General features: G+C 60.1%; 16 protein-coding genes. 8 read left to right on the plus strand and 8 right to left on the minus strand.

Annotated elements, in window-relative coordinates:
• Nucleotides 1-147: 147 nt before the first annotated feature.
• From HX792_RS24180 to HX792_RS24195, 4 genes are read right to left on the minus strand one after another with little or no spacing between them, the layout of a single operon-like run.
• Entirely contained in the window at nucleotides 148-1,101 is a 954-nt protein-coding gene (locus HX792_RS24180) for a PD-(D/E)XK motif protein (protein WP_176998442.1), read from the minus strand.
• Nucleotides 1,094-3,412, minus strand: a complete 2,319-nt coding sequence (locus HX792_RS24185) for a Z1 domain-containing protein (protein WP_176998443.1) — start codon at nucleotides 3,410-3,412, stop codon at nucleotides 1,094-1,096. Before HX792_RS24185 ends, HX792_RS24180 begins: the two co-directional genes overlap by 8 nt.
• The gene (locus HX792_RS24190) at nucleotides 3,412-5,430 is read right to left on the minus strand and encodes an ATP-binding protein (RefSeq protein ID WP_371319379.1); all 2,019 of its coding nucleotides are present in this window, start codon (nucleotides 5,428-5,430) and stop codon (nucleotides 3,412-3,414) included. The genes HX792_RS24185 and HX792_RS24190 overlap by 1 nt, the downstream gene beginning before the upstream one ends.
• Nucleotides 5,427-7,091: a DNA cytosine methyltransferase gene (locus HX792_RS24195; protein ID WP_176998444.1), complete on the minus strand. Its 1,665-nt coding sequence runs from the start codon at nucleotides 7,089-7,091 to the stop codon at nucleotides 5,427-5,429. Before HX792_RS24195 ends, HX792_RS24190 begins: the two co-directional genes overlap by 4 nt.
• Nucleotides 7,092-7,523: 432 nt before the next feature.
• Here HX792_RS24195 and HX792_RS24200 point away from each other — a divergent pair, with 432 nt between their 5' ends.
• The 3 genes from HX792_RS24200 to HX792_RS24210 all read left to right on the plus strand — a co-directional run bounded on the left by HX792_RS24200 (nucleotide 7,524) and on the right by HX792_RS24210 (nucleotide 11,046).
• Complete coding sequence (locus HX792_RS24200; protein WP_176998445.1) at nucleotides 7,524-7,985, plus strand: very short patch repair endonuclease; 462 nt, start codon at nucleotides 7,524-7,526, stop codon at nucleotides 7,983-7,985.
• A 465-nt stretch (nucleotides 7,986-8,450) separates the two neighbouring features.
• Nucleotides 8,451-9,476 (plus strand): hypothetical protein, encoded by a 1,026-nt coding sequence (locus tag HX792_RS24205; RefSeq protein WP_176998446.1) that lies wholly within the window; start codon nucleotides 8,451-8,453, stop codon nucleotides 9,474-9,476.
• Nucleotides 9,477-9,612: 136 nt separating this feature from the next.
• Nucleotides 9,613-11,046, plus strand: a complete 1,434-nt coding sequence (locus tag HX792_RS24210; RefSeq protein ID WP_176998447.1) for a glycosyltransferase family 39 protein — start codon at nucleotides 9,613-9,615, stop codon at nucleotides 11,044-11,046.
• A 15-nt stretch (nucleotides 11,047-11,061) separates the two neighbouring features.
• On the opposite strand, the gene HX792_RS24215 is transcribed toward HX792_RS24210, so the two are convergent.
• Nucleotides 11,062-11,550 carry a TIGR00645 family protein gene (locus HX792_RS24215; RefSeq protein ID WP_016976786.1) on the minus strand — a complete coding sequence of 163 codons (489 nt, stop codon included), beginning with the start codon at nucleotides 11,548-11,550 and terminating at the stop codon, nucleotides 11,062-11,064.
• Nucleotides 11,551-11,712: 162 nt separating this feature from the next.
• On the opposite strand from HX792_RS24215, the gene HX792_RS24220 reads away from it, so the two are divergent.
• Complete coding sequence (locus HX792_RS24220; protein ID WP_176998448.1) at nucleotides 11,713-13,536, plus strand: hypothetical protein; 1,824 nt, start codon at nucleotides 11,713-11,715, stop codon at nucleotides 13,534-13,536.
• A 3-nt stretch (nucleotides 13,537-13,539) separates the two neighbouring features.
• Here the strand turns inward: HX792_RS24220 and HX792_RS24225 are convergent, their stop codons facing one another.
• Both HX792_RS24225 and HX792_RS24230 read right to left on the minus strand, forming a co-directional pair.
• A complete protein-coding gene (locus HX792_RS24225) occupies nucleotides 13,540-13,869 on the minus strand; it encodes a hypothetical protein (RefSeq protein ID WP_176998449.1) in 330 nt (109 codons plus the stop codon).
• 275 nt (nucleotides 13,870-14,144) lie between these two features.
• Nucleotides 14,145-16,583 (minus strand): Lon protease family protein, encoded by a 2,439-nt coding sequence (locus tag HX792_RS24230; protein ID WP_176998450.1) that lies wholly within the window; start codon nucleotides 16,581-16,583, stop codon nucleotides 14,145-14,147.
• Nucleotides 16,584-16,850: 267 nt separating this feature from the next.
• Between HX792_RS24230 and HX792_RS24235 the strand changes: the two genes are divergently transcribed.
• The 4 genes from HX792_RS24235 to HX792_RS24250 all read left to right on the plus strand — a co-directional run bounded on the left by HX792_RS24235 (nucleotide 16,851) and on the right by HX792_RS24250 (nucleotide 20,523).
• On the plus strand, nucleotides 16,851-17,339 hold the full coding sequence (locus HX792_RS24235; RefSeq protein WP_176998451.1) for a DUF3015 domain-containing protein: 489 nt from the start codon (nucleotides 16,851-16,853) through the stop codon (nucleotides 17,337-17,339).
• A 91-nt stretch (nucleotides 17,340-17,430) separates the two neighbouring features.
• Nucleotides 17,431-19,284 (plus strand): DUF4105 domain-containing protein, encoded by a 1,854-nt coding sequence (locus tag HX792_RS24240; RefSeq protein WP_176998452.1) that lies wholly within the window; start codon nucleotides 17,431-17,433, stop codon nucleotides 19,282-19,284.
• A 323-nt stretch (nucleotides 19,285-19,607) separates the two neighbouring features.
• Nucleotides 19,608-19,964, plus strand: coding sequence for a hypothetical protein (locus HX792_RS24245; protein ID WP_176998453.1), 357 nt, complete (start codon nucleotides 19,608-19,610; stop codon nucleotides 19,962-19,964).
• 70 nt (nucleotides 19,965-20,034) lie between these two features.
• On the plus strand, nucleotides 20,035-20,523 hold the full coding sequence (locus tag HX792_RS24250; RefSeq protein WP_176998454.1) for a GreA/GreB family elongation factor: 489 nt from the start codon (nucleotides 20,035-20,037) through the stop codon (nucleotides 20,521-20,523).
• On the opposite strand, the gene gdhA is transcribed toward HX792_RS24250, so the two are convergent.
• Nucleotides 20,520-21,857 (minus strand): NADP-specific glutamate dehydrogenase, encoded by a 1,338-nt coding sequence (gdhA, locus tag HX792_RS24255; protein WP_176998455.1) that lies wholly within the window; start codon nucleotides 21,855-21,857, stop codon nucleotides 20,520-20,522. The genes HX792_RS24250 and gdhA overlap by 4 nt on opposite strands.
• Between the last annotated feature and the right edge of the window lie 94 nt (nucleotides 21,858-21,951).

A 21,951-nucleotide genomic window follows, 5' to 3' on the forward strand; every position in this document is an offset into this window, starting at 1 on the left:
TCCGAAGAAACTTGACCAGAACACCCAACCGCAAACATGCCGATGATGAGATTGCCTACCGGCGACTATGGGAGAGCTAGGGAAGACCTCCAAACAACCCTGCGCAATCTAACGCGGCGTTGGGAAGCGTAGATTGTGGGCAACGCGCTAGACGGTTAAAAGAACCTCCTCAACTTCCGATACGTCAAGCGACGGCAGGCTGCCTACATTGATGCTGTACCTAATGCCCGTCACACCGAGTGGTGGCACGTAGTTATCGGGGAGCCTGGGGAAGTTGCCGACAACTTCAAAAACATGGACATTGCGGAATGTGAACCGGAGAAGGGCGCCTGTCTGCCGTAGGCCCTCGTGCCAGCCGAGTTGTGCTAAGCGTGAATCGAAAACATCTAGCGCGCGCCCATCGGACACCAGTTTCTCCCGAATTTCATCGACGCGGTCTGCCAGCGTTTCGTCGCCGCCCAGACTACGCTCCAGCATGACGCTGACAAACAGGAGGCGCTTGCTAGCAGGCGCCTTCAGCTGATCGAAACGGGATATTTCGTGCTTCGGTTCCAATCGCGTGGTGGTCTTCACTTCGATGTGGACCCCCTGTCCGACGAAATCATGACGTTCACTTTCAGGACCGCTCCAAAGGTGGCTGACGCGCGGGCCGATAGTCGGGAGCAGTACGTTGGACAGCACCCAGAGCTCGCCGAAAAGACCAATCTGCTCGGCAGCGCTCAGGTCAGCCGAGAGCGGGCGCAATGCCGCACGCATGTCGTTAATGATGCGCTCAACCGAGATAGCAGGATCGCGGCCTTCAATGTGGATAGCGTGGAGGACCTTGTTGACTATCAGTGTAAGCAGTTCTTCGTGGTGGCTGCGCGCGGAAACGTCCAGCCAAATCTTTCCGCCTTCCAAGATGCGGACCTGAAGGCTCTGCAGGTCCGGCGGCAGGTTTTGCGGGGCGACCTCGATAGCCAGTAGCAGGTGCAGGCGTCCGTCGTTTGACACTCCGATCAGCGCTGCGTCCATGTCTTCGGCCACTTGCTCGTAGATATCCTCGTGCGAAAGTCGCTGCTCACGCAGACTTGCCCAGCGGTCTTGCGTGATATCAACCATTGCGTACCCCACGGTTCACGACAAGCCGTTGTTCGCCGTCCGCAGTGCGGGGCAGCGAAAGCGCGAGGCCCAGCACTGCCTGTGTTGGCGCGCGAAGCGGTTCGGGATCCAGGGGGTAGAGCAGGAGCAGGCCCTGCTGCGCGGGCCGGTCCTCACGCATTGCCCGTGCATTGAAGCCGGAGCCAGTGCGGTAGTTCTCCGGTCCGCCATACAGATCGACACCTTCATGGCGTGGATCGATCAGTATGCCGATCGACTCGCTGGCCTGCAACGAACGTCGAACGAGGCCGAAAGGCCTTCCCCCTAAGAGCACCTGCCGTTCCCGCTGCGGGTTAGCTACGAACACGGTCCAGTTCGTCATCTCTCCCGCTTCGGCTCGCTCCAGGATCCAGTCGGCAATCTCCGCCCCCTGAAATGCAATGCTATTCGAGTGCCCTTCATAACGCCTCAGGAACAATGCGATGTCCTCGGCCGGCACATCGTGTGCTATGGCGCCCCCGTGTGCATCCTGTGTCGGGGGGTGCTGTCGGAGCAGGGCGGACGCCAAGTCCAAGTTCCGTTCCAGCAGTTCCCGGTCGTGCATGGGAAACAGAATCGTCTGCGGGTTTTCGCCAGACCATGATCGTGAATCATCCGTCTGCATCCTGCTCTTGTTCTTGCTGGTGAGCAGAAGCTTTGAATGGGCACGCATCCGAATGGCCATCTGGTCAGGCCTGCGGCCGGCCTTGTTTAGTGCCGTGATGGAGTCACGCAGGGATTCTTCAACCAGCGCCAACTCCACGAACCACTGAGCAATGCCTTCGGTTGTCCAGATGCGGATCAGGTCTTCATAGCCTGTCCTGAAACCATACCAGCGGGCCATCTGCAGCAGAGCGTCCGCCAGCGTTGTGGTGCGTAGGAAGTAGGCAATCGTCAGCCCCTCAAGCGTCAATCCGCGCGACAGCCGATTGCCACCCACTGCAACAAGCTGCCGTCCAGGCTTGGTGTCGTATTCCAGCTCGTCGCCCGTCGTGCTATTGAGCACAACAACCACTAGACGGGCTAGATTTGTCACTGCCTCTTCCAGTAGAACCTCTTCGCTGCAAGGTAGATGCACCGGTCCCAGCCCTGCGAGCGTTGACCGGAACATCTGTTTGAGCACGCCGGGTTCGGCGTTCTCATGATGGAACCAGCTGCGGATCTGTTCCTTGATCGCCTCTCCAATGCGCAACTGGTCCTGCTGGAGCCTGGATACGTGCACCAGCATCGTGTTCGGCTTATCCATCTGGCCGCGCTGCAGTCTGATGGCGCCAGCAAGTGCAAAAGTCAGGAGGGCATCGGCGAGCGACTGGGGAAGATCCAGCGGTCCTCGGGCAACTATCACCTCGCTCCTTTTGCGCTGCTTCGGCTTCATAGCCTTCACATCCGCCGCGTCTACAGGGCGCAGTACATCGCGGCCCTGCGAGCTGACGCCGAAAAGCTCTTCGGTTCCTGTGTAGCCGTCCGGCCGCGGAAGCTGCACGACGAAGTCCTTGGGGAATAGGTCTTCGCCCACCCGGCTGTCATTGGCGTCAGGGTCGATGAGGATGTTGGCGAATGGCGTAGCCGTGTAGGCGATGTATGTGGCCCGAGGAATCTTTCTGAGAATGTCGCGAATCAGGGCATTGGTCAGTGATGGGGCCGTGTCGTCATCCGGTTCGGTGTCGGTGTCGATACTGGGGTCGCGCCTATTTCCGCGTGTATTGATGGAGGCCTGATCGGCTTCGTCATCGATGAGAAGGACCGGTACATCAGCGAGCCGGCCTTCGAGCTTGCCAAACCACTGGTTGAGCCGTTTCAGGATCGGCGTGATCTTCTTCGCGACGATCAGAACGGTACCGGTCGAAGCGAACCCGTCGGCCACCTCCGGCTCACGAAAGTCTGAAGCCTCATCGGTCAGCTTGATCCAGTCGACGCCGGTCCCGGCCAACTCTAGATCCAGGCGCCTCTGCGTCTGGTTCCGCAGTGAATCGTGAATGCCTGAAAGAACGATGATCAGGCGATAGCCGACATCGGCTGCGCGCGCTGCCACAGCCGTGAAGTTGGCGGTCTTGCCGGACTGAACGTAGCCGACGACCAGACCGCGGCACTGGAATTCCGGGCGACCTACCGGTGTGGTCTTCGAGATGATCCGCAGGGACTCTTCCGCGACCGACGCAATCTGGTGCGGCTTCCATTTGGGCTGGCCCCGCAGATAGGCTTCATGCAGGGACCAGTTGGTCCAGGCGGTTGCATCCGTCCACAGGGTCAGCCCTGGCTTCAGTGTAAGGGGAAGCGGAAGCCGGACCTGCATCAGGCGTTGTCCGTCAACTGGTCCGGGACACCGGCCGTCTCCAGAGCGCGAAGGAACTCAGACAGAGCCGTCTTGGCCTCGGCATCCTTGTCGATGAGCTGCACGAGCGTCACCAGCGTCGGCATCAGCGGGGTGACCTCGACTTCCTCCCCCTTAAACCCAGTTTTGCGTTGCCATGGCTTGTCGCCGCTGCTGACAAGGCGAATTGAAGTTTTGTCCTTCTTTGCAGCCGGGGCTGGAGCAGGTGCCGCCACGGGAGTACCTCCCGCTGCTGTCGTTGGAGGCAAGAAGCCGCCTGGCTCTGGCGTGCCGGCCGGCGACACAGTCTTGCCGCCTCCTTTCTGAGCCGGCGCAGGTTTTTCCTTCTTGTTGTAACGGAGGCGGGCTGCTGCGCGAGGGGCCTTGATCAGGTCTCCGAGGGGCTTGGTGATCGCAAAGGGCAGACGAATGAGCTGCTTGCTGATATCTACCTGCAACTGCTCATCTGCCAGCCTGTCGAAGTCGACTGCGACACGAATCAGCTTGGTGTGCTCATCCTTGGCGAAGAGATCTTCCCAGCCGCCCCATTTGATGAGGCGGTCAAGTCGATAGAAGTACAGGCCCTGAGCATCGTTTGCGCGGCCATTCAGGGAGTGGCGGTCACGTTCGACGCGTTGTTCCAGCGGTGACAGAACCTTGATGTATTCGTCGAACTCTGCCTCGTTTGGCGTGACGTACGCACGAACATAGAGGGCAGGCGTCTTGTCCGGAGAAGCGCCGGGGAGCTCGATGCGATGCTGATCGTACTCTTTCGTCAGCGGGTGCCCCATAGGGTTATTGGCTCGCAGAACGTCATCGTTCACCCGGATGACTACCTTCTCGCACCCGCGCGCCTTGCCTTCAAGGTATCGGTGGAAGACCAGTTCAAGGTGCGACTTGATGGCAGCGAGTTCCTGCGCGTAGGGAGAATCTGCCCTGCCTCTCGCAGGCTCCATCGAGGGGCGCATCTGTGTGAGCAGCACGGCCGTGCCCGAGTCGCCGATATCCACTGCCGAGGCATGCTCGGGAGCTACCGGGTCGCTCAGAAGCGCCCAGCGGCGCGTCTTGGCAAGATGGTACTTGTCCCAGGTGAGTGTCGTGCTCTCGTTTCCGGCAGCTTTCGATACGACCGTCAGTCGATCGGCCTGGGACCAGGCCGCCCCCTTCAGCCCATAGCCGAACTTGCCCAGGTCGCCGTCGTCATATTCACGCTGGTGCCCGATCTTCATGGCGTCGCGCAGACCCGATGGAGTCATGCCCGTGCCGTCGTCGCGAATACACATCCACCGGCCGCCCGCATTGGGATTCGGGAAGGTGATGTCGATCTCCCGAGCGCCATGCGATAGGCTGTTGTCCACCAGATCGGCCACGGCGCTGGGCAGGCTGTGCCCCGCACGTGCCAGGATCTTGAAGAGACCGAGCGGGTCAGGTGCTGCGTCATCGTCGTCGCGGTTGTTGTCGTTTTCTTTTTGTGACGTCATGGACACGGTTTCTGCCTCCTGGAATAGCTGCGGGAAGTGATCCGAGAGCACTACCTGGCAGTGCTGGCCTTCATCACCGTACAACGCGATCATTGCGGATTTGCCGAGACGGGTGCTCTCTCCATGGCCGAGGATCGAAGAGTGGGCTGGGTGGTCTGCTGGGATGACAACCCAGGATGCATTGGCCGGAGTGGTTGAGGCGTCAACCACCATTGCGAACAGAACGCCTGGGTCAACGAAACTGTAGAAGGAGCTTTTCGGACAATCGCCTTCGAATCTCCAATTTTTGTGCTGCCGCTTGAGCCATGAAGCAATCTCAACCACGGTAACTTCGTCTTCGAGACGCCGGCAGGTGATTGCGATGGTGTCAGAGCTCTCTGCTGAAGGAAAAACCCTGTTGACGACGTCCAAATCGAAGTTGATGGAACGCTGCTTGGCGCGTTCCTTCCCCTGACGGCGGTACTCATGAAACATGCCGAGTTCGGAATGAGTCAGCAGTCGGAGAATGGTGAACTTCACTTACTGCCCTCAGTAGTCTTGATTTGTGATTGCTCTAAATCGAACAGTGCTACACGCATGTCCAGTGTCTCCGGTGCTCCCAAGCACTCCCGCATTCCACGAGCGATGGCATATGCAAAGAGCGGTGGTACGGCGTTGCCGATCTGCTTGAATGCCGGGTTCATCGATCCTTTGAAAACGAAACCGTCAGGGAATGACTGGAGCCGCGCAGCCTCACGGACGGTAATGGTGCGTGCCTGTTTCGAGTCGAAGTGGATGTGGGAATAAGAGTCCTTGCCGAGGTGCGCCATCAGCGTACGTACCGGCGCATCGGGGCGGAGCTTCCACCACTTGTTCGGAAACTTTCCCGGGTCATACGGAATGCGCCAGGACGTAATGTATGTGCTGACGTCTGCGTTTCTCGGGTCGGTGGGCAAACCGAGTCTGCTGCGATCGGCAAGCCAGTTCGCAATTTTCTGCTCTACATAGGCATGCACCTGCGGGTACTCCCAGCCGGGCTGAATCTCGGCGAAGATCTTGTAGTCGCGCGGCAGATACCGAAAAACATGGCCCGTCGTAGACTTGGTCGTAAATCCGTGCCACTCCCGCATCAGGCGCGAATAGGCAGTCGACGGCTTTTTTGTTGTGTACTCGACAGGTTCTGACGGGTCTTTCGCCCCGCGACGAATGGCACCCGAGCGAAGCATTTCTTCGGCGTACAGGTGCGGCAGATCTGCCAGCGCATCAGAGGCCGATGTGGCCGCGGGAGACTCGGGTGCTGGATCGGGAATCCAGCGGTGGTGCGCTGAGCCTTCGGCTTTGATAACTCGCCTCGCAGCATTCTTGGAACTGGTGTAGCCGGATGGCAGAACCAAGTGGTGCGTTGGAACCGGAAATTTTGGCTTGATGCCGGTCGAACGATGGAAGCCGACCAGAATCATGCGTTCCCGCATCTGCGGAACGCCATACCAGACGGAATTCAGCAGTGTGTAGGCTACGTCGTAGCCTTCTTCGGCAAGGCTTTTGGAAACTAGCTCGGCAACATTGGTGCCGCCATGGTTGAGGATGTCTGGCACGTTCTCCATCAGAAGCGCAACAGGCTTTGTCGCCCGGATGAATGCGACGTAGCGCTCCCACAGGCTGACCCGTCCATCCACCAGGAAGGCTTCGTCTGCGGTCACCTCTTCGCGCAGGCGGGCCTGCTCGCGGAGCTTAGCCCGGCCTACACGGGCGAACGCCTGACAGGGTGGCCCGCCGACGAGGACATCGATCTGATGGTCCGTGGCGCCCTGCAGTCCGAGATCGTCGAAGACGGTTTCTGCGGTTTCGGCTACCGCATCGCGCGGGGCGTGGTGCGCTTCCTTATCCCCCCCGACCGAGCGCGAGCCGAAGTTGGCTCCGTGCGACTTCGCAGCCCACGGGTCCATTTCGATCGATGCGACCGGTGTAAATCCGGCGGTCAGGAAACCAAGGGAGATGCCGCCACAGCCTGCGAACATGTCCATGTAGCGGATTTCGCCGCCTTCCTGAATACGCTGCAGCTTGCTGCGGATCAGTTCGTCGTCTGGGGTAGATTCGCGGGAATTCTTGCCAGTCGAGGTGGGCAGGTCTGCAGCCAGGGTAATGGGCTTTTCGTAGGTGTTGCTGGGCTGCGATTTGTGCAGCTCGGTTTGGATGGACATCCGGTATCTCTCATAGGGAACATGCGCCAAGACCAGCTGCACGGAGCGCAGTAGGACGGCAGATCAGGCCTGCTCATACCACACGGCGCAGCCCGGATTGACGAATCGTCAACCGGACGCCAAATGCTACATCGTGTCAGAGTGTACTGAAAATGCCGCGAGGTGTCGCCTGCGCAGGTTGCATGAACATTCACAGTTAGCCAGCCTCAACCGGCGAAAGAATGCCCTGAGCCTCAAGGCTTACGGGCAAAGGGGTCCGTCTCGACCTAAACGACGATATCTAATGCTTACCATTGCCTGATGAGGCAAAGCCTTCGCCCAGCCCCCCGGGACCGGCGAAGAAATCCACGATTTAAATTGGCTCACGAAGCGGAAAAGTTTTTTCCAGGGAGGTATCCTGCGACAGAGGCAAGCTCATCTGGGGGGTTGTTCATGGACATAGTCAGCAGAGAGGTCAGGTCTCGAATGATGGCGGGCATCCGCGGCAGCGATACATTGCCAGAGATGAAGGTCAGGAAGCTGCTTCATCGGCAAGGCTTCAGGTATCGCTTACATCAGCGAAATCTTCCCGGCAAACCCGATGTCGTGCTCCCTCGTTATCGTGTCTGCATCTTAGTTCATGGTTGTTTCTGGCACAGGCATCCGGGCTGCAGGTACGCCACGATCCCAAAGACCCGTGAGGACTTTTGGCAGACGAAATTCGATCAAAACGTGAAGCGTGACACCAGAAACCGAGATGAACTGCTCAGATCAGGCTGGCGAGTGATCGAGCTCTGGGAGTGCGGAATACGCGGACCGGAAGCGGGGATGAACTGGCTTCTGGAAACGATCCCGGACTGTACCCACAAATACGTCTCTTGGCCCAATTTCTCCGACTTGCTCGTCGCCAGCTAACAGCTCACAGTAATCTGAGCCTATCGGCTTCCCGCACTCGACTTCCAAGCACTCCAAAAGATTCTTCAATTCAGTCTGGGGCGCGTGGCGCGTGGCGCGCAACGATCAAAAGCAACTATTCACCAGCCATGGCTAACGTTTTCACAACCATTGCCTGATGGATTCAATCTCGACGGCTTAAGGGAGCAGAGCTCAAATTGCACCGTCCATCGAAATCCAGATCACGCAGCCTTTCAACTGGTATTCCAAACGAGTTGCCCAAACAATTATTTACCAACCAAAACAGATAGATGCCGGCTAGTTTCAGATTACCCCGGCCCACCAATTCAAAGCATCAACAAAACCCGCCAAGTGCGGGTTTTGTTGTTTCTGACGTTTAGAAACCACCACCCTCCCCCTCTGGAATCCCCCCCCACTTCCCTTTACCCTGACCCCCTCTATCAGACAATCGGAAGTCCGATACCCGTGCTCAAGCCCCTCGCCGTCCTCGCACTCGCCTGCACCCCGCTAATCACCACCGCTGCCGACCTCGCCGGTGTGTGGCAAGGCACCTTGGGCAAATCCGCCATCACCGCGTGCTTTAACGGCGCACATGGCGCCAATGGCAGTTATTACTACCAACGTATCCTCACGCCGATCCAGCTGACCCAAGCCAATGCAAGTGAGCCGTGGGCCGAAGAAGGCAACAGCGGTTTCTGGCAACTGGACGAACCCCAAGGCGATACGCTGACCGGCACCTGGAGCAAGACCCCGGGCGGCAAGGGCTTGGCGTTGTCGCTGAAACGCATAGACGTCGACAGCTGTGCCAGCGACGCCTACAACAACGCGATCGAAGCGCTGCCGCCGCCGGTGAAGGTGGAGAAAAACACCTTTCATGAACACGCCTATCAGGTGAAGACCCAAGGCGGCCAGGTCATCCTCAAGCTCGAAGGTGACGGCGCGGCCATCGACAAGATCAACCGGGACCTGGCGCGCATGGCCATCAGCCCGGATGGCCAGGCCGATTTCTACCGGGAGCGGCGCAATTCGCTGGACCAGGGCGGCGGCACGTCGACCAGCGAGATCAGCGTAGAGCCCCGCTACTGGTCCTCGCACTGGATCACCGTGCGGTTCTACCGATGGATGGCCGGCTACGGTCGCGGTGGCATCAGTTGGGGCCTGCACACCTGGAACCTGCAAACCGGCGACAGCGTCGACCCGTGGACCTGGCTGGGTGGCCGTGAAGCGTGGGACAACCCCTACTCCGGCCAGATCAAGTTGCCTGCGCCCTTCAGCGCATGGCTCGCCAAACAGACCACCACTGACGAAGGCTGCCCGGCGGTGACCAGTTACTCCACCTTCGACTTGAGCTTCAATACCGAAGGGGTGCAGCTTTCGACGCCCGCCCAGGGCGATGGCTGTGACAACGAATTGAGTTTTACCTGGGAACAGTTGGAGCCGGTGCTGACAGCAGAAGGCAAAGCCGCACTGCCCAGCTTGAAGGCGCCCTGACTGCCAGAGCAGGCACACAAGGGCGCCTTACAAAAAACTGACACTCATTCACGAAATATTCAGAAATGCTGACAGATACTAGCCGATTGCCACGGCCGTTCCCCCCGAACGGTCCCTTGCCTCGGTTGCCAGTACTATGACGCGTCCTGCTCCTCTGCTGCTCCTGCTCGCTGGTTTGTTGTTCTTCTTTGCCCTGGGTAATCATGAACTGCAGGGCTCCACCGAAGCCCGCGTCGCCGGGATCGCCATGGCCATGCACCTGGATAACAACTGGGTGGTGCCCCAGCTGTTTCGTGAACCCTTCCTTGAAAAACCGCCTCTGAGCCTGTGGCTGGACGCCGGCGCCATTCGCCTGTTTGGCGCCAGCACCGGCGCGGTGCGCCTGGCCTCGGCGTTCGCCGGGCTGTTCAGCGTGATGCTGTTCTACGGGATGCTGCGCACCTTTGGCCGCCCGAAAACATTGGCGTTCTGCGCCGCCCTGATCCTTGCGACCATGGCCAGTTACTGGGGCAACGTGCGGGGTGTTGGCGAGGACTCCTTGCTCAGCCTGGGCGTGACCACTGCATTGCTTGGGTTCTACCAGGCGGTACGACCCGACCGCCAAGGCGCCGCTGCCTGGGCGTGGGCGTTGTTTACTGCCGGGATGGTGATCGCCACGCTGAGTAAAGGCGTATTGGGCCTGGCAATGCCGGGCATTGTGATCTTCGTGTACCTGGTCGCGACCACAGTGCTGGACAAGCGCCTGCGTATCGGTGACTGGCTCAAGCCGGGGCTGTTCACCTTGCTGGCGCTGGTGCCGCTGATGATCTGGCTGGGCTTCCTGTTCCAGCGCGGCGGGATGCAGGCCGTGGGCGAAGTGTTGTGGACCAACAGCGTCGGCCGGTTCAGCGGTTCATTCGTCGAAGCCGGACACTACGAACCGTTCTACTACTACATCGCCAAACTGCCCGAAGCGTTCCTGCCATGGAACATCCTGGTGTACCTGGGGCTGTGGCACTTCCGTAAGAGCCTGGTGCGCAACCGCTACTACCTGTTTTTCAGCATCTGGCTGGTGGCGCAATTCACCCTGCTGACCCTGGCTTCCAGCAAGCGCACGGTGTACCTCATGGCGCTGACGCCAGCCGCCGCCGTGCTGGCTGCCGAATACGCGCGCGTATTGTTGGAGTGGGCCAAGCAGCACAAGCCGTCGCTGTACAAACACCACAAGGCCGTGATCGGCAGCGTGTTCACCCTCGCGGTCGCTTGCTACCTGATTGCTGCCTTCTGGTTTGCGCCCAAAGCGGACGTGCGTCAGTCGTTCATCCCAGTGATCAGCCAGGTGCAGGCGCTGCAAGCGCAAGGTAAGGAAGTGGTGTTATTCCAGCCCAACGAGCGGATTGCCGGGGCCAGCGTGTTCTATCTGCAGGCTTACTTGCCGATCCTGCAGACCGAGGCTGAGCTGCGCACGTTCCTCACGGCCAAGCCGGGCAACGTGGCGCTGATGGACCGTACCGAACAACTGACCGAGAAGGTCACCGTCATCAAGGAGATGGCGATCAATCGCCAGCCTTACTACTTCGTCGAGCAGTAAGGCCGGCGCAGGGCATCAGTGTTTGGTGACCTTGTCCAGGTAACCCATGGCAAACGCCGAGATCACGAAGGTCATGTGGATGATGACGTACCACATCAGATGCTGCGGATCGACGTTCTTGGCGTCCATGAAGATACGCAGCAGGTGGATGGAGGAAATCGCCACGATGGACGCCGCCACCTTCATCTTCAGCGACGAAGAGTCCATGGTGCCCAGCCAGTTGAGCTTTTCCTTGCTCTCATCGATATCCAGCTGCGAGACGAAGTTCTCGTAGCCGGAGATCATCACCATCACCAGCAAGCCGCCGACCAGGGCCATGTCGATCAACGACAGCAGCACCAGGATCAGCTCGGACTCGGCCATCGAGAACACGCTCGGCAGCAGGTGAATCACTTCCTGGAAGAATTTCAGCGCCAGCGCCAGCAACCCCAGGGACAAGCCGAAATAGATTGGCGCCAGCAGCCAGCGCGAGGCGTACATAGCATTTTCGATAAAGCGTTCCATTGGATCTCACACAGCTTGGCTAAAAATGGCCGCGAGTATACCAGCCGCTACAGAACACCTGTAACCGCGAGAAAACTGACCTGAGCGGCATCTGTAAGAGAATTTTTCTGCTAGTGTCGAGCCAATAAATCGGCTCACTGACGTCGAATAGGAAAAACTCAGATGATGGATGTGCGATCCCATTTGGCCACTATCGGCCTGGGTGCGATGCTGTTGATGAGCGGCGGCTGCTCCCCCAAAGAAGAGCAGAAGCAAGCCACCCTCGAAGAGAGAACCGCCAAGTTCGAGCAGTCCCTGGACAGCATCCAGGACCCCAAGCTGCGCGACGCCATCGCTGATCTCGGCGGCTCGCTGCTCTTGCTGGAGCGGGCGCGCGTAAAGCTCGCCGAAAAGCCTATCGAGGCCGAATACGGCGAAGACACCCTGGCCCTGATCAAACACTACCCCACGCCCCAAGCCTTGGTGGACACCTACATAAACGGCCTGTTTGTGCTGCGCAAAGCCTCGCACTCCGACTACCTGACCGATCTGCAGCCGGTCTTCCCGTTCAACTTCAACAGCCCCGACCAGTTTCCCTTTCCCCATGGCCTGGAATGGCAGTCGGTGACCCTGAGCAACAACAAGGTCATCCCCTTCCAGCCTGAATGGTCGGAAACCGACCCGGGTATCCAACTAAGCCCCAGCAGTTCCAACCTGACCAACCCCGATGACCTGACGGTGACCTACCCGTTCATCGATGGCGTAGAGACCGAGAACAAGAGCCAGCCGCAACCGGTCAGCCTCAAAGGTGCGGTGGAAGTGGTTGCCCCCGGCAAGGTGCTGACCTTCGACCTGTCGAAAAAAGACGTGGGCCGCAAGCGCACCGAGGGCGATATCACCCTCAACCTGCTGCTGCTTGAAAAGAACTACGCCGAGATCGAACTGACCACCAGCGCGCCCCTCGCCCCGGAAGTGGGCGACGAATCGCCTAACCCGTTGCTGGTGCAGGCACGCGACACCACCGGGCAATTCCTCACCCGCGCGGGCTCGATCAACGAGAGCAGCGCCCAGGTGGCGTTCTACGAGAAACAACTGGCCGAGATGCAAAAGCAGAAGGCCTGGTCCGACGCATTTGAAAAGCAACTGAGCGACGAACAAAAGGCGTTCGAGCACAAACAGAGCAGCCACTACGCCAAGGTGTACTTCAACGGCGTGATCGATAGCCTGCAGGTCAACGTGCTGGACTTCTCCAAGGCGACGGTCACACACAAGGACCTCGACCTGCCGGTGATGCGCTTCGACAAGAACAGCCTGCAAAAAACCGTGCAAGCCTTGCCGATGCCCGTCACGGTGTATGACGACAGCGCCGCCAGCTGGCTCAAAGACGCGACGCTGACCGAAGAGCAGTTGAAAAAAAGCGTCACCATCACCCAGTCGACCGAAGACGCCAGCGCCGCGCACATCGTGTTCGACCACCCGTTCACCTTCAACGACGACCTGGTCGGCAGCGAACGCAACAGCAGCGAGGCGCCCATCACCTTCTTCACGGCCGACGACAAGGGCGAGCGCGGCGAACCCATCGAGCTGCCGGCCGAGGCGTTTGAGCTGGATGCAGCCCGTGGCACGCTGACCTACGACCTCAACCTGTTCCCGGAAAACCCGGCGTTTGTGGTGGGTTCGATCCCGCTGTTCCTGGCCAACATCGAAAAGGCCACGATTGACGTCGCCAAGCTGCCCAAAGGTCTGACGCTCAAGGACAACGCGCTGATCGTCGACCAGAAGGCATTCCCGTCCGACAGCTGGCGCTTCTACGCCAAGGACGCCAGCGGCAATTACCTCAAGGAGATCCTCGGCGTCAGCCACCGCGCCGAGGAATACGGCACGGCGATGTTTGACGTGCATTACTTCTACGGCCAGCCGACCGTGCTGGAAAGCTACCAGCGCACCGACCTGAACACCGTGCAATACGGCTTCGAGGTCAAGCTGGACAAGCCGCAGGCGCAATAGCGATCAGTGATGGGTATCACTGACCGTCTGTGAGCGCCCGCCGTTGAGCTGTCGCAAATGGGCCTGCATGTGCAGGCTCCAGATCTGCGGGTCGCCCGCTTGCTCGTAGCCGTGCAGCGTGAGGCTGTCGACAATCGATTCCAGTATGGTTTCTGCCACGAAGGGCCCATGAAACGGGCCTTGGGACTTGATGGTGGACGGCTGTTCGCCGGTCATCCCGGCCGCAAACAGCAAGGTCCACATCCCGTTATCCCCGGCGAGCGGGCGAATGGAGCATTCGATACGGGTGACCAGGCCCAGGCATTGACGGGTAAGGCAAAGGTTGCGCGGCATGGCGGCGACCCTCGGTAGATCGGTGTTCAACCTCAGCGCACGGCGAGGCTGTCTCTATCCAGCGACTCCTGTGGATATCCCTTGAGCAGAGAATAGAAGAAAACCACGACAAACCAAGGTTGTAGGGACCAACGGGCGTTGGCCCCACAAAAACAGCCAATTTACTGACACCTCACCCTGTAGGAGCCGGCTTACCGGCGATCGCGGCGTGTCAGGGTAATCACTTGTGCCTGACAGGCCGCCATCGCCGGCAAGCCGGCTCCTACAAAGGTGTGTCAGGTGGGCTTGGCTTCGGCCAGCGCTTGCTGCGCCAGCTCCTTTTCCGCCTCTTTCAGGTCTTCCTCGCTGATCATCTCGGCAATCGCACGCAAGCGTTCGACTACGCGGGCATTGACGGTGCCCTCCGGGAATTGCCCCTCGGCATCCGGCTCACCGGCATCCTCGCCCACCAACAGGCTCAACGCCTCGTCCGCCTGGCGCACCGCATAGATATGGAACTGCCCGGCACGCACGGCCTGCAGCACCTTCTCATCGAGCATCAGCGTGGCCACGTTGGCCTGGGGAATGATCGCCCCCTGCTCACCGGTCAGGCCGCGCGCTTCGCACAGGCGGAAGAAGCCTTCGATCTTCTCGTTGACCCCGCCCACGGCCTGCACTTCGCCGAACTGGTTGATCGAGCCGGTGATGGCAAAGCACTGCTTGAGCGGCGTCTTCGACAGGGCCGAAATCAAGGTGCATGCCTCGCCGAGGGACGCACTGTCGCCGTCCACATAACCGTAGGACTGCTCCAGCGCGATGCTCGCCGAGATGGCCAGCGGGAATTCCTGGGCATAACGACTGCCCAGGTAACCGGTGAGGATCATCACGCCCTTGGAGTGAATCGGCTGGCCGAGGTTAACCTCACGCTCAATGTCGACAATGCCGCTGCCGCCCGGGTAAACCGTAGCGGAAATCCGCGCCGGCACACCGAAGGCCGAATCGCCGACTTCCAACACCGTCAGCCCGTTGCACTTGCCCACGGCCGCACCTGCGGTGTCGATCAGGATCACCCCGGCGAGCATGTCGTCGAGAATCCGCGCCGACACGCGCCCGGTGCGCGTGGCCTTGGCCTTGAGCGCCCGCTCGATATGCCCGGAATCGGTCATCTCGTCGCCCGCCAGGTGACGAATGAAATCCGCCTCGCTGACCAGCTGGAACAGGTCACCAATGCGCGCCGACAAACGGCCCTGGTGCTCGGCCAAGCGTGCGCTGTAGGTGGCCAGGCGCGCCACGGCGTCCGACGTCAGCGGCGCCATGCCTTCTTCCGAGGTGCGGGTTTTGAGCAACTGGGCGAACTGCTCCAGGCTCTCGTCCACCATCGGGATGTCTTCGTCGAAGTCCACCAGCACCCGGAACATCTCCTGGAAGTCCGGGTCGGCGTCTTGCAACGCGTAATACAGCTGGCGCGAACCGATGATGATCACCTTGACCTGCAACGGAATCATCTGCGGGTTCAGGGTGACGGTGGCCAAGCGCCCCAGCTCGCCCAACGGCGATTCCATCTTCAGCTTGCGCGACTGCAGGGAACGCTTGAGCGCGTCCCACACAAACGGCTCGCCGAGCATTTTCTCGGCTTCGAGGATCAAAAAGCCGCCATTGGCGCGGTGCAAAGCACCCGGGCGCAATTGCCGGTAGGTGGTGTAGAGCGCGCCCTGGTCGGTGCTGTATTCGATACGGCCGAACAGGTTGTCGTAGGTCGGGTGCGGTTCAAACACCACCGGCGCGCCGCCGTTGATCGGGTGGCCCACCACCAGGCTCGGGCAGTACTGCTCTTCGAGCAGCTTGCGCGCCTGGGCGTCGGTCTTGGCGTCGTCGACCAATTGCTCGACCACGGTTTTCAGCAGGTACACCTGCATGGCTTGCAGGTAGCCGCAGACTGCCGCGTTTTCCGCGTACTTTTCCGACAGCGGCGAGAGCAATGGCTGCAGGGCCAGGGTGATGGTTTCTTCGTTGAACTGGCGCAGCTGGTTGTTCGACTCGCGCTTCCACTGTGGAAGGCTGGCCAACTCTTCGTTGAGGCGTTCTTCCAGCTCGGAAATATCCGTGTGGAAACGCTCGCGGTCGGCTTCCGGCAGCTGCGAAAACTCGGCTTCGTCCAGGGCCTTGCCGTCGAGCATCGGGGTAAAGGCGATGTTGGAGCTGTCGCGGTAAAGCGCCACGTCCTTTTCCAATGCCAGACGCTCAATCACGTCCAGCGCCTTGTCGTAGCGCTGGTTGAAAGCGCGGTCGATGGCGCTTTTGCGCTGTTGGTAGGTCGGGTGTTCGAACACGGCCGGGAAGGTGGCCACCAGGTTGTCGATCAACCCGCTGATGTCACTGATGAACGCCGCCGCGCCGCCCGCTGGCAGTTCCAGCGCACGGGGTTCGCGAGGCTCATCGAAATTGTTCACATAGACCCAGTCCGATGGGGTCTGCAGGCGTTTACCTTCTGCCTTCAGGTAGCGTTTGACGAACGAAAAGCGGCCGGTACCGGGCTCGCCCATGACAAACACGTTGTAACCGGGGCGTGGCATGGCCACACCGAACTGCAAGGCTTCAACCGCACGTTCCTGGCCAAGCACACCGCGAAAGGGCTCCAAATCATTGGTGGTCGAGAAGCTGAACTGTTCAGCGGAAAAAGGACGAGTCAGCGCTTCGGGCGCTAGACGCAAGCTGGCAGCAACAGGATCAGGCATCGGGCTTCCTTACATCAGGCGGGGCAGATAACGGCATTCTGGCTCCCGCTTGCGCGCTCTGGCAAGGCGAGCCTGTGGGAAAGCATAGACACGGGAGGCGTCCTACAAATAATTCGCGACATCGCTGATTGTTTTATAAAAAAACACGGAACCCCGGGAACGTGCCTAAACTCCAAACTGCGCGGGTTGGACTAATAACCGATCCCTAGGGCGCTGCAACGCGCCTGAACCCTTGTCCATTGGTTTGCACACAAAGAGAACAAAGCTATGAAACGGATCCTTCTTGGTACTCTCTTCACCGTCGTCTCCCTCAATGCAATGGCAGAAGCACCAGGCGGCCCGAACTGCGGTTGGGGCAACATGTTGTTTGAAGGCCAACGCGGTACTCCAGCTCACTTCCTGGCGTCCACCACCAACGGCACCTCGGGTAACGCCACCTTCGGCATGACCTCAGGCACCAACGGTTGCAGCACCAACAGCGCCCTGACCTACGGCGGCAAGTCCTGGATTGCCATGAATGGCATGATGAACGAGCTGTCCGAAGACATGGCCAAAGGCAATGGCGAAGCACTGACCACCTACGCGGTGGTACTGGGCGTTGCTCCAGAAGATCGCGAGCACTTCGCTGCCGTGACCCACGAGCACTTCCAACAGATCTTCAGCAAAGCCGACGTGACGGCTGACGATGTGCACACCAACACCCTCGCCGTCCTCAAGGGCGACGCCCGCCTGGCGAAATACGCTACCCAGGCTTAAGCTCGACCCGCCCGTGCCTTTCGAGGCACGGGCTTTATTTTTGGACCCGCCTCCCCTTTGGGTCTCTCTTTATCCGACTTAAGTTGCCCCTATGCTCAAACGCTTTGCCTGGCTGGCACTCTTCGCCTGCGCCCCGCTGTACGCGGCCCCGCATATTGATGATCAACGTTTGCAGCAATTGGCCAATGATCCGTTCTGGTTGTCCCTGGGCCATTACGAAGCCGGCAAGCTCAAGGGCTGGCGCAGCTATGTCAGCGACAAGAAATTCTTCCTCGCCCCCGACGGCGCCCACCACCCGGACGCCGAACTCAAGGCCACCGTTGACGCACTCTATGCGCCGGCCAGCCTGGGCGAAAAACATGTTCAATGCGTTTACCCCGCACGCACCCGCTGGCTCAAGGATCAGTTACAACTGACCGATCTGCCCGCCGTGGACTGCAAAGAATTCAAGCAATGGTTCAAGGACGTCGCCCCGCACAGCGCGGTGATGATCTTCCCGGCGGCCTACCTCAACAGCCCGTCGTCCATGTTCGGCCACACCCTGCTGCGTATCGACCAGGCCGATGTGCAGCGCGACAAGACCGCCTTGCTCAGCTACGCGATCAACTTTGGCGCCTACATCGAAGGCTCGGACAACAGCATCCTCTACGCCTGGAAAGGCCTGATGGGCGGCTACCCCGGCCTGTTCGCCCTGGTGCCCTACCAGGAAAAACTTTCCGAGTACCGTAGCCTCGAAAACCGCGACCTGTGGGAATACCGCCTGAACCTGACCCAGGTCGAGACCGAGCGCATGGTCGAGCACGTGTGGGAGCTCAAGCAGATCCAGTTCGACTATTTCTTCTTTGACGAAAACTGCTCCTATCGCCTGCTGGAACTGCTGCAAGTCGCACGTCCCGGGCTGCGCCTGACCGAGCAATTCCCGCTGACCGCCATCCCTACCGACACCGTCAAGGCGGTGAAGGATGCAGGGCTGGTGGAGAAGATCGACTACCGCCCTTCCCGCGAGCGCGAGCTACTGGAGCGTGCCAAGCCGCTGAGCAGTGAAGAACAACAGTGGGTACTCAAGGTCAGCGACGACCAGAAGCAACTGCAAGAGCCGGCCTTCAAGGCCCTGCCCCGCGAGCGCCAGGCCCTGATCATCGACGCCGCCTACCGCCTGGGCCGCTACCGCGCCAACGGTTTGGAGCGTGACACCGAACGTTCCCAACGCAGCTTTGAACTGCTGCGCGCAATCAACCAGAACCCGGCGCCCGACCTGAACGTCGAACGCCCCGGCCTGCCGGAAGACGGCCATGAGTCGCGCACGTGGCAAGCCGGTATCGGCACCCGTGGCGACAAAGCCTTCGGTGAGTACGGCCTGCGCATGGCCTACCACGACCTCAACGACAACGCCGAAGGCTTCCCCCTCGGCGCGCAGATCGAAATCCTGCAGATGAAACTGCGCCAGTACGAAGGCAACCACTGGCAACTGCAGCAACTGGACCTGGCCACCATCCGCTCCCTGACCCCGCGCAACGCGCTGTTGCAGCCGTGGTCCTGGCAAGTCACCGGCGGCCTGGAGCGGGTGCCCGGCAAACACGACGACGAAACCCTGGTGGCCCACGTCAACGGCGGCGCCGGTGGTACCTGGCAACTGAGCGACGACATGCTCGGCTTCGCCCTCGGCACCGTGCGCGTGGAACACAACAACGACTTCAGCGAAGCCATCTCCCCCGCAGCCGGCTTCAACACCGGCGTGCTGTGGAAAAACCCGCTGGGCAACCTGAGCCTGGAAGCCAAGGGCGACTTCTTCACCAACGGCGAAGTGCGCCGCAGCCTGAGCCTGAACCAGCAGTGGGAATTGTCCCGCAACCTGGGCCTGCGCCTGAGCGCCCAACGCGAATACAGCCACCTGTCCACCCCGGTGAACGAAGTGCTGCTGGAAGTGAAGTGGTATCACTACTGACCAAAGGCACACAACGATCAAAAATGTGGGAGCGGGCTTGTGTGGGAGCGGGCTTGCTCGCGAATGCGGTGTGTCAGTCAAAGATATTTAAGCTGAACCACCGCCTTCGCGGGCAAGCCCGCTCCCACATTTGATCCACGCAACCTGTAGGAGCCGGCTTGCCGGCGATCGCATCACCGCTGGTTACCTGACCACCGAGGTGTCTGCATCGCCGGCAAGCCAGCGCCTACGGACCACACCGTTCTCACCTTCCTTTCACATCTCTCCGACGAATCCCCTTCTAGACTTCCCCTATCAGCCGTGAAACGGCGAGGGAGCAGGCAATGTGGCGGTATGCGGTAATGCTGTGTGCGATGGTGTGGTTGGCCGGTTGTCAGTCCACTCATCAAGACCTGTTGGCCAAGGGTTACCCACCGGCCTTTGCCGATGGTTTTGACGACGGTTGCAGCAGCGGTCGCCAGGCGGCCGGGGTGATCAGCGGGGAGTTTCGCAAGAACGTGCCGCGCTATCTCAAGGACCGCGAATACGCCGAAGGCTGGGAAGATGGCTTCCGCCAATGCAAGGCCATGCGTGAAAACGAAGAGCTGCGCGACTACAAGGACAATCACTGGGATGACCGCGAGCGTGCCTGGCAGCAAGAGAAAGACCGCGACGCCGCCAGGGCCTATCGCTCGCAATAGGTCGCTTTCAGACATCCATCGAAACTAAAGCGCGGCGACTATGGCCCAAACTCCATTGAGGGAGAACGTCATGAGCCGAGCTTTTGTGAATGAAGACAACGCCGCCGCCCAGGCCGACCAGCCGGTGGAGCGCCAGGTCAGCGAGCAGCCCAACCGAGTGACGGCCCAAGGGTTGGCGCAGTTGCAGGCCAAGGTGGCGCAGTTACAGCAGGCATATAGCGTCGAATCTGCCAAAGACGACAAACAGCGCCTGGCTGACCTTGAGCGCGACCTGCGCTACTTCAATCAACGGGTGCAAAGTGCTCAAGTCGTCGCGCCGGCGACTTCCACCGACAAAGTGCAGATCGGCAGCTGGGTCACCTTCGCCAATGAACAGGACGAACAGCAGCGCATCCAGCTGGTCGGCGAAGACCAGGCCGACGCCACTGCACACTTGATCAACTGGGGCTCGCCCCTGGGCCGCGCCTTACTGGGGGCCCAGCTCGGCGACGAAGTGCTGTGGAAACGCCCCGTCGGCGATCAGTTGATCGAAGTGCTGCGGATCGAGCCCGAGGCTTAGACGATGCCCTGGGCCAGCATCGCGTCGGCAACTTTCACGAAGCCGGCGATGTTCGCGCCTTTCACGTAGTTGACCCGACCGTTTTCTTCGCCGTAGTGCACACACGCATGGTGGATCGACTGCATGATGTTGTGCAGCTTGCTGTCCACTTCGCCAGCCGTCCACAGCAGGCGCATGGCGTTCTGCGACATTTCCAGCCCGCTTACGGCCACGCCGCCGGCGTTGGAGGCTTTGCCCGGGGCAAACAGAATGCCCGCGTCGATAAAGATATCCACCGCCTCCAGCGTGGTCGGCATGTTGGCACCTTCGGCCACGCAGATGCAGCCGTTGCGCAGAAGGGTGCGCGCCGCCTCGGCGTCGAGTTCGTTCTGGGTGGCGCAGGGCAGCGCGATGTCGCAGGCCAACTGCCATGGGGTCTGGCCTTTACGGAACTCCAGGCCGAAGCGCTCGGCCAGTTCGCTGATGCGCCCGCGCTGTACGTTTTTCAATTCCAGCAGCGCCGACCATTGCTCCTCGGTCAAACCGCTCTCGGCGTAGAGGGTGCCTTCGGAGTCGGACAGGGAAATCACCTTGCCGCCCAGGTCCATGACCTTGCGCGCCGCGTATTGCGCCACGTTGCCCGAACCCGACACGGCCACGCGCTTGCCTTCCACCCGCTGGCTGTTGCGCTTGAGCATTTCTTCAGCGAAGTACACACAGCCGAAACCAGTGGCTTCCGGGCGGATCAGGCTGCCGCCATAGGTCATGCCCTTGCCGGTCAGCACGGAGGTGAACTGGTTGCTCAGACGCTTGTACTGGCCGAACAGGAAGCCGATCTCACGGGCGCCCACGCCGATATCACCGGCCGGCACATCCACGTCTGCGCCGATATGCCGGTACAGCTCGCTCATGAAGGCCTGGCAGAAGCGCATCACTTCGGCGTCGCTCTTGCCCTTGGGGTCGAAGTCCGAGCCGCCCTTGCCGCCGCCCATGGGCAACGAGGTCAGGGAGTTCTTGAAGGTCTGTTCGAAAGCGAGGAATTTCAGCACGCCCAGGTTCACCGACGGGTGGAACCGCAGGCCGCCCTTGTACGGGCCGATGGCGCTGTTCATCTGGATGCGGAACCCACGATTGACCTGAACCTTGCCGTGATCATCCACCCACGACACCCGGAAGGTAATCGCACGTTCCGGCTCGCAGATGCGCTCCAGGATGCCCGACGTCAGGTAGTGGGGGTTGGCTTCAAGAAAAGGCCAGAGGCTGCGTAGGACTTCTTCTACGGCCTGGTGGAATTCTGGCTGGTCGGGGTCGCGTTTCTTGAGGCGGGAAAGGAAAGATTCGACAGATTCGATCATGGGAAGTCTCGGCAAATTGATTGTTTTTAAATGAGATTGAGCCGGACCTTAGCAACTCATGCCGCACCTGAAAAGTGCAAAATGTCGCCTTTGT

The sequence above is a fragment of the Pseudomonas sp. B6002 genome, from assembly GCF_013385985.1.
Lineage (GTDB): Bacteria > Pseudomonadota > Gammaproteobacteria > Pseudomonadales > Pseudomonadaceae > Aquipseudomonas.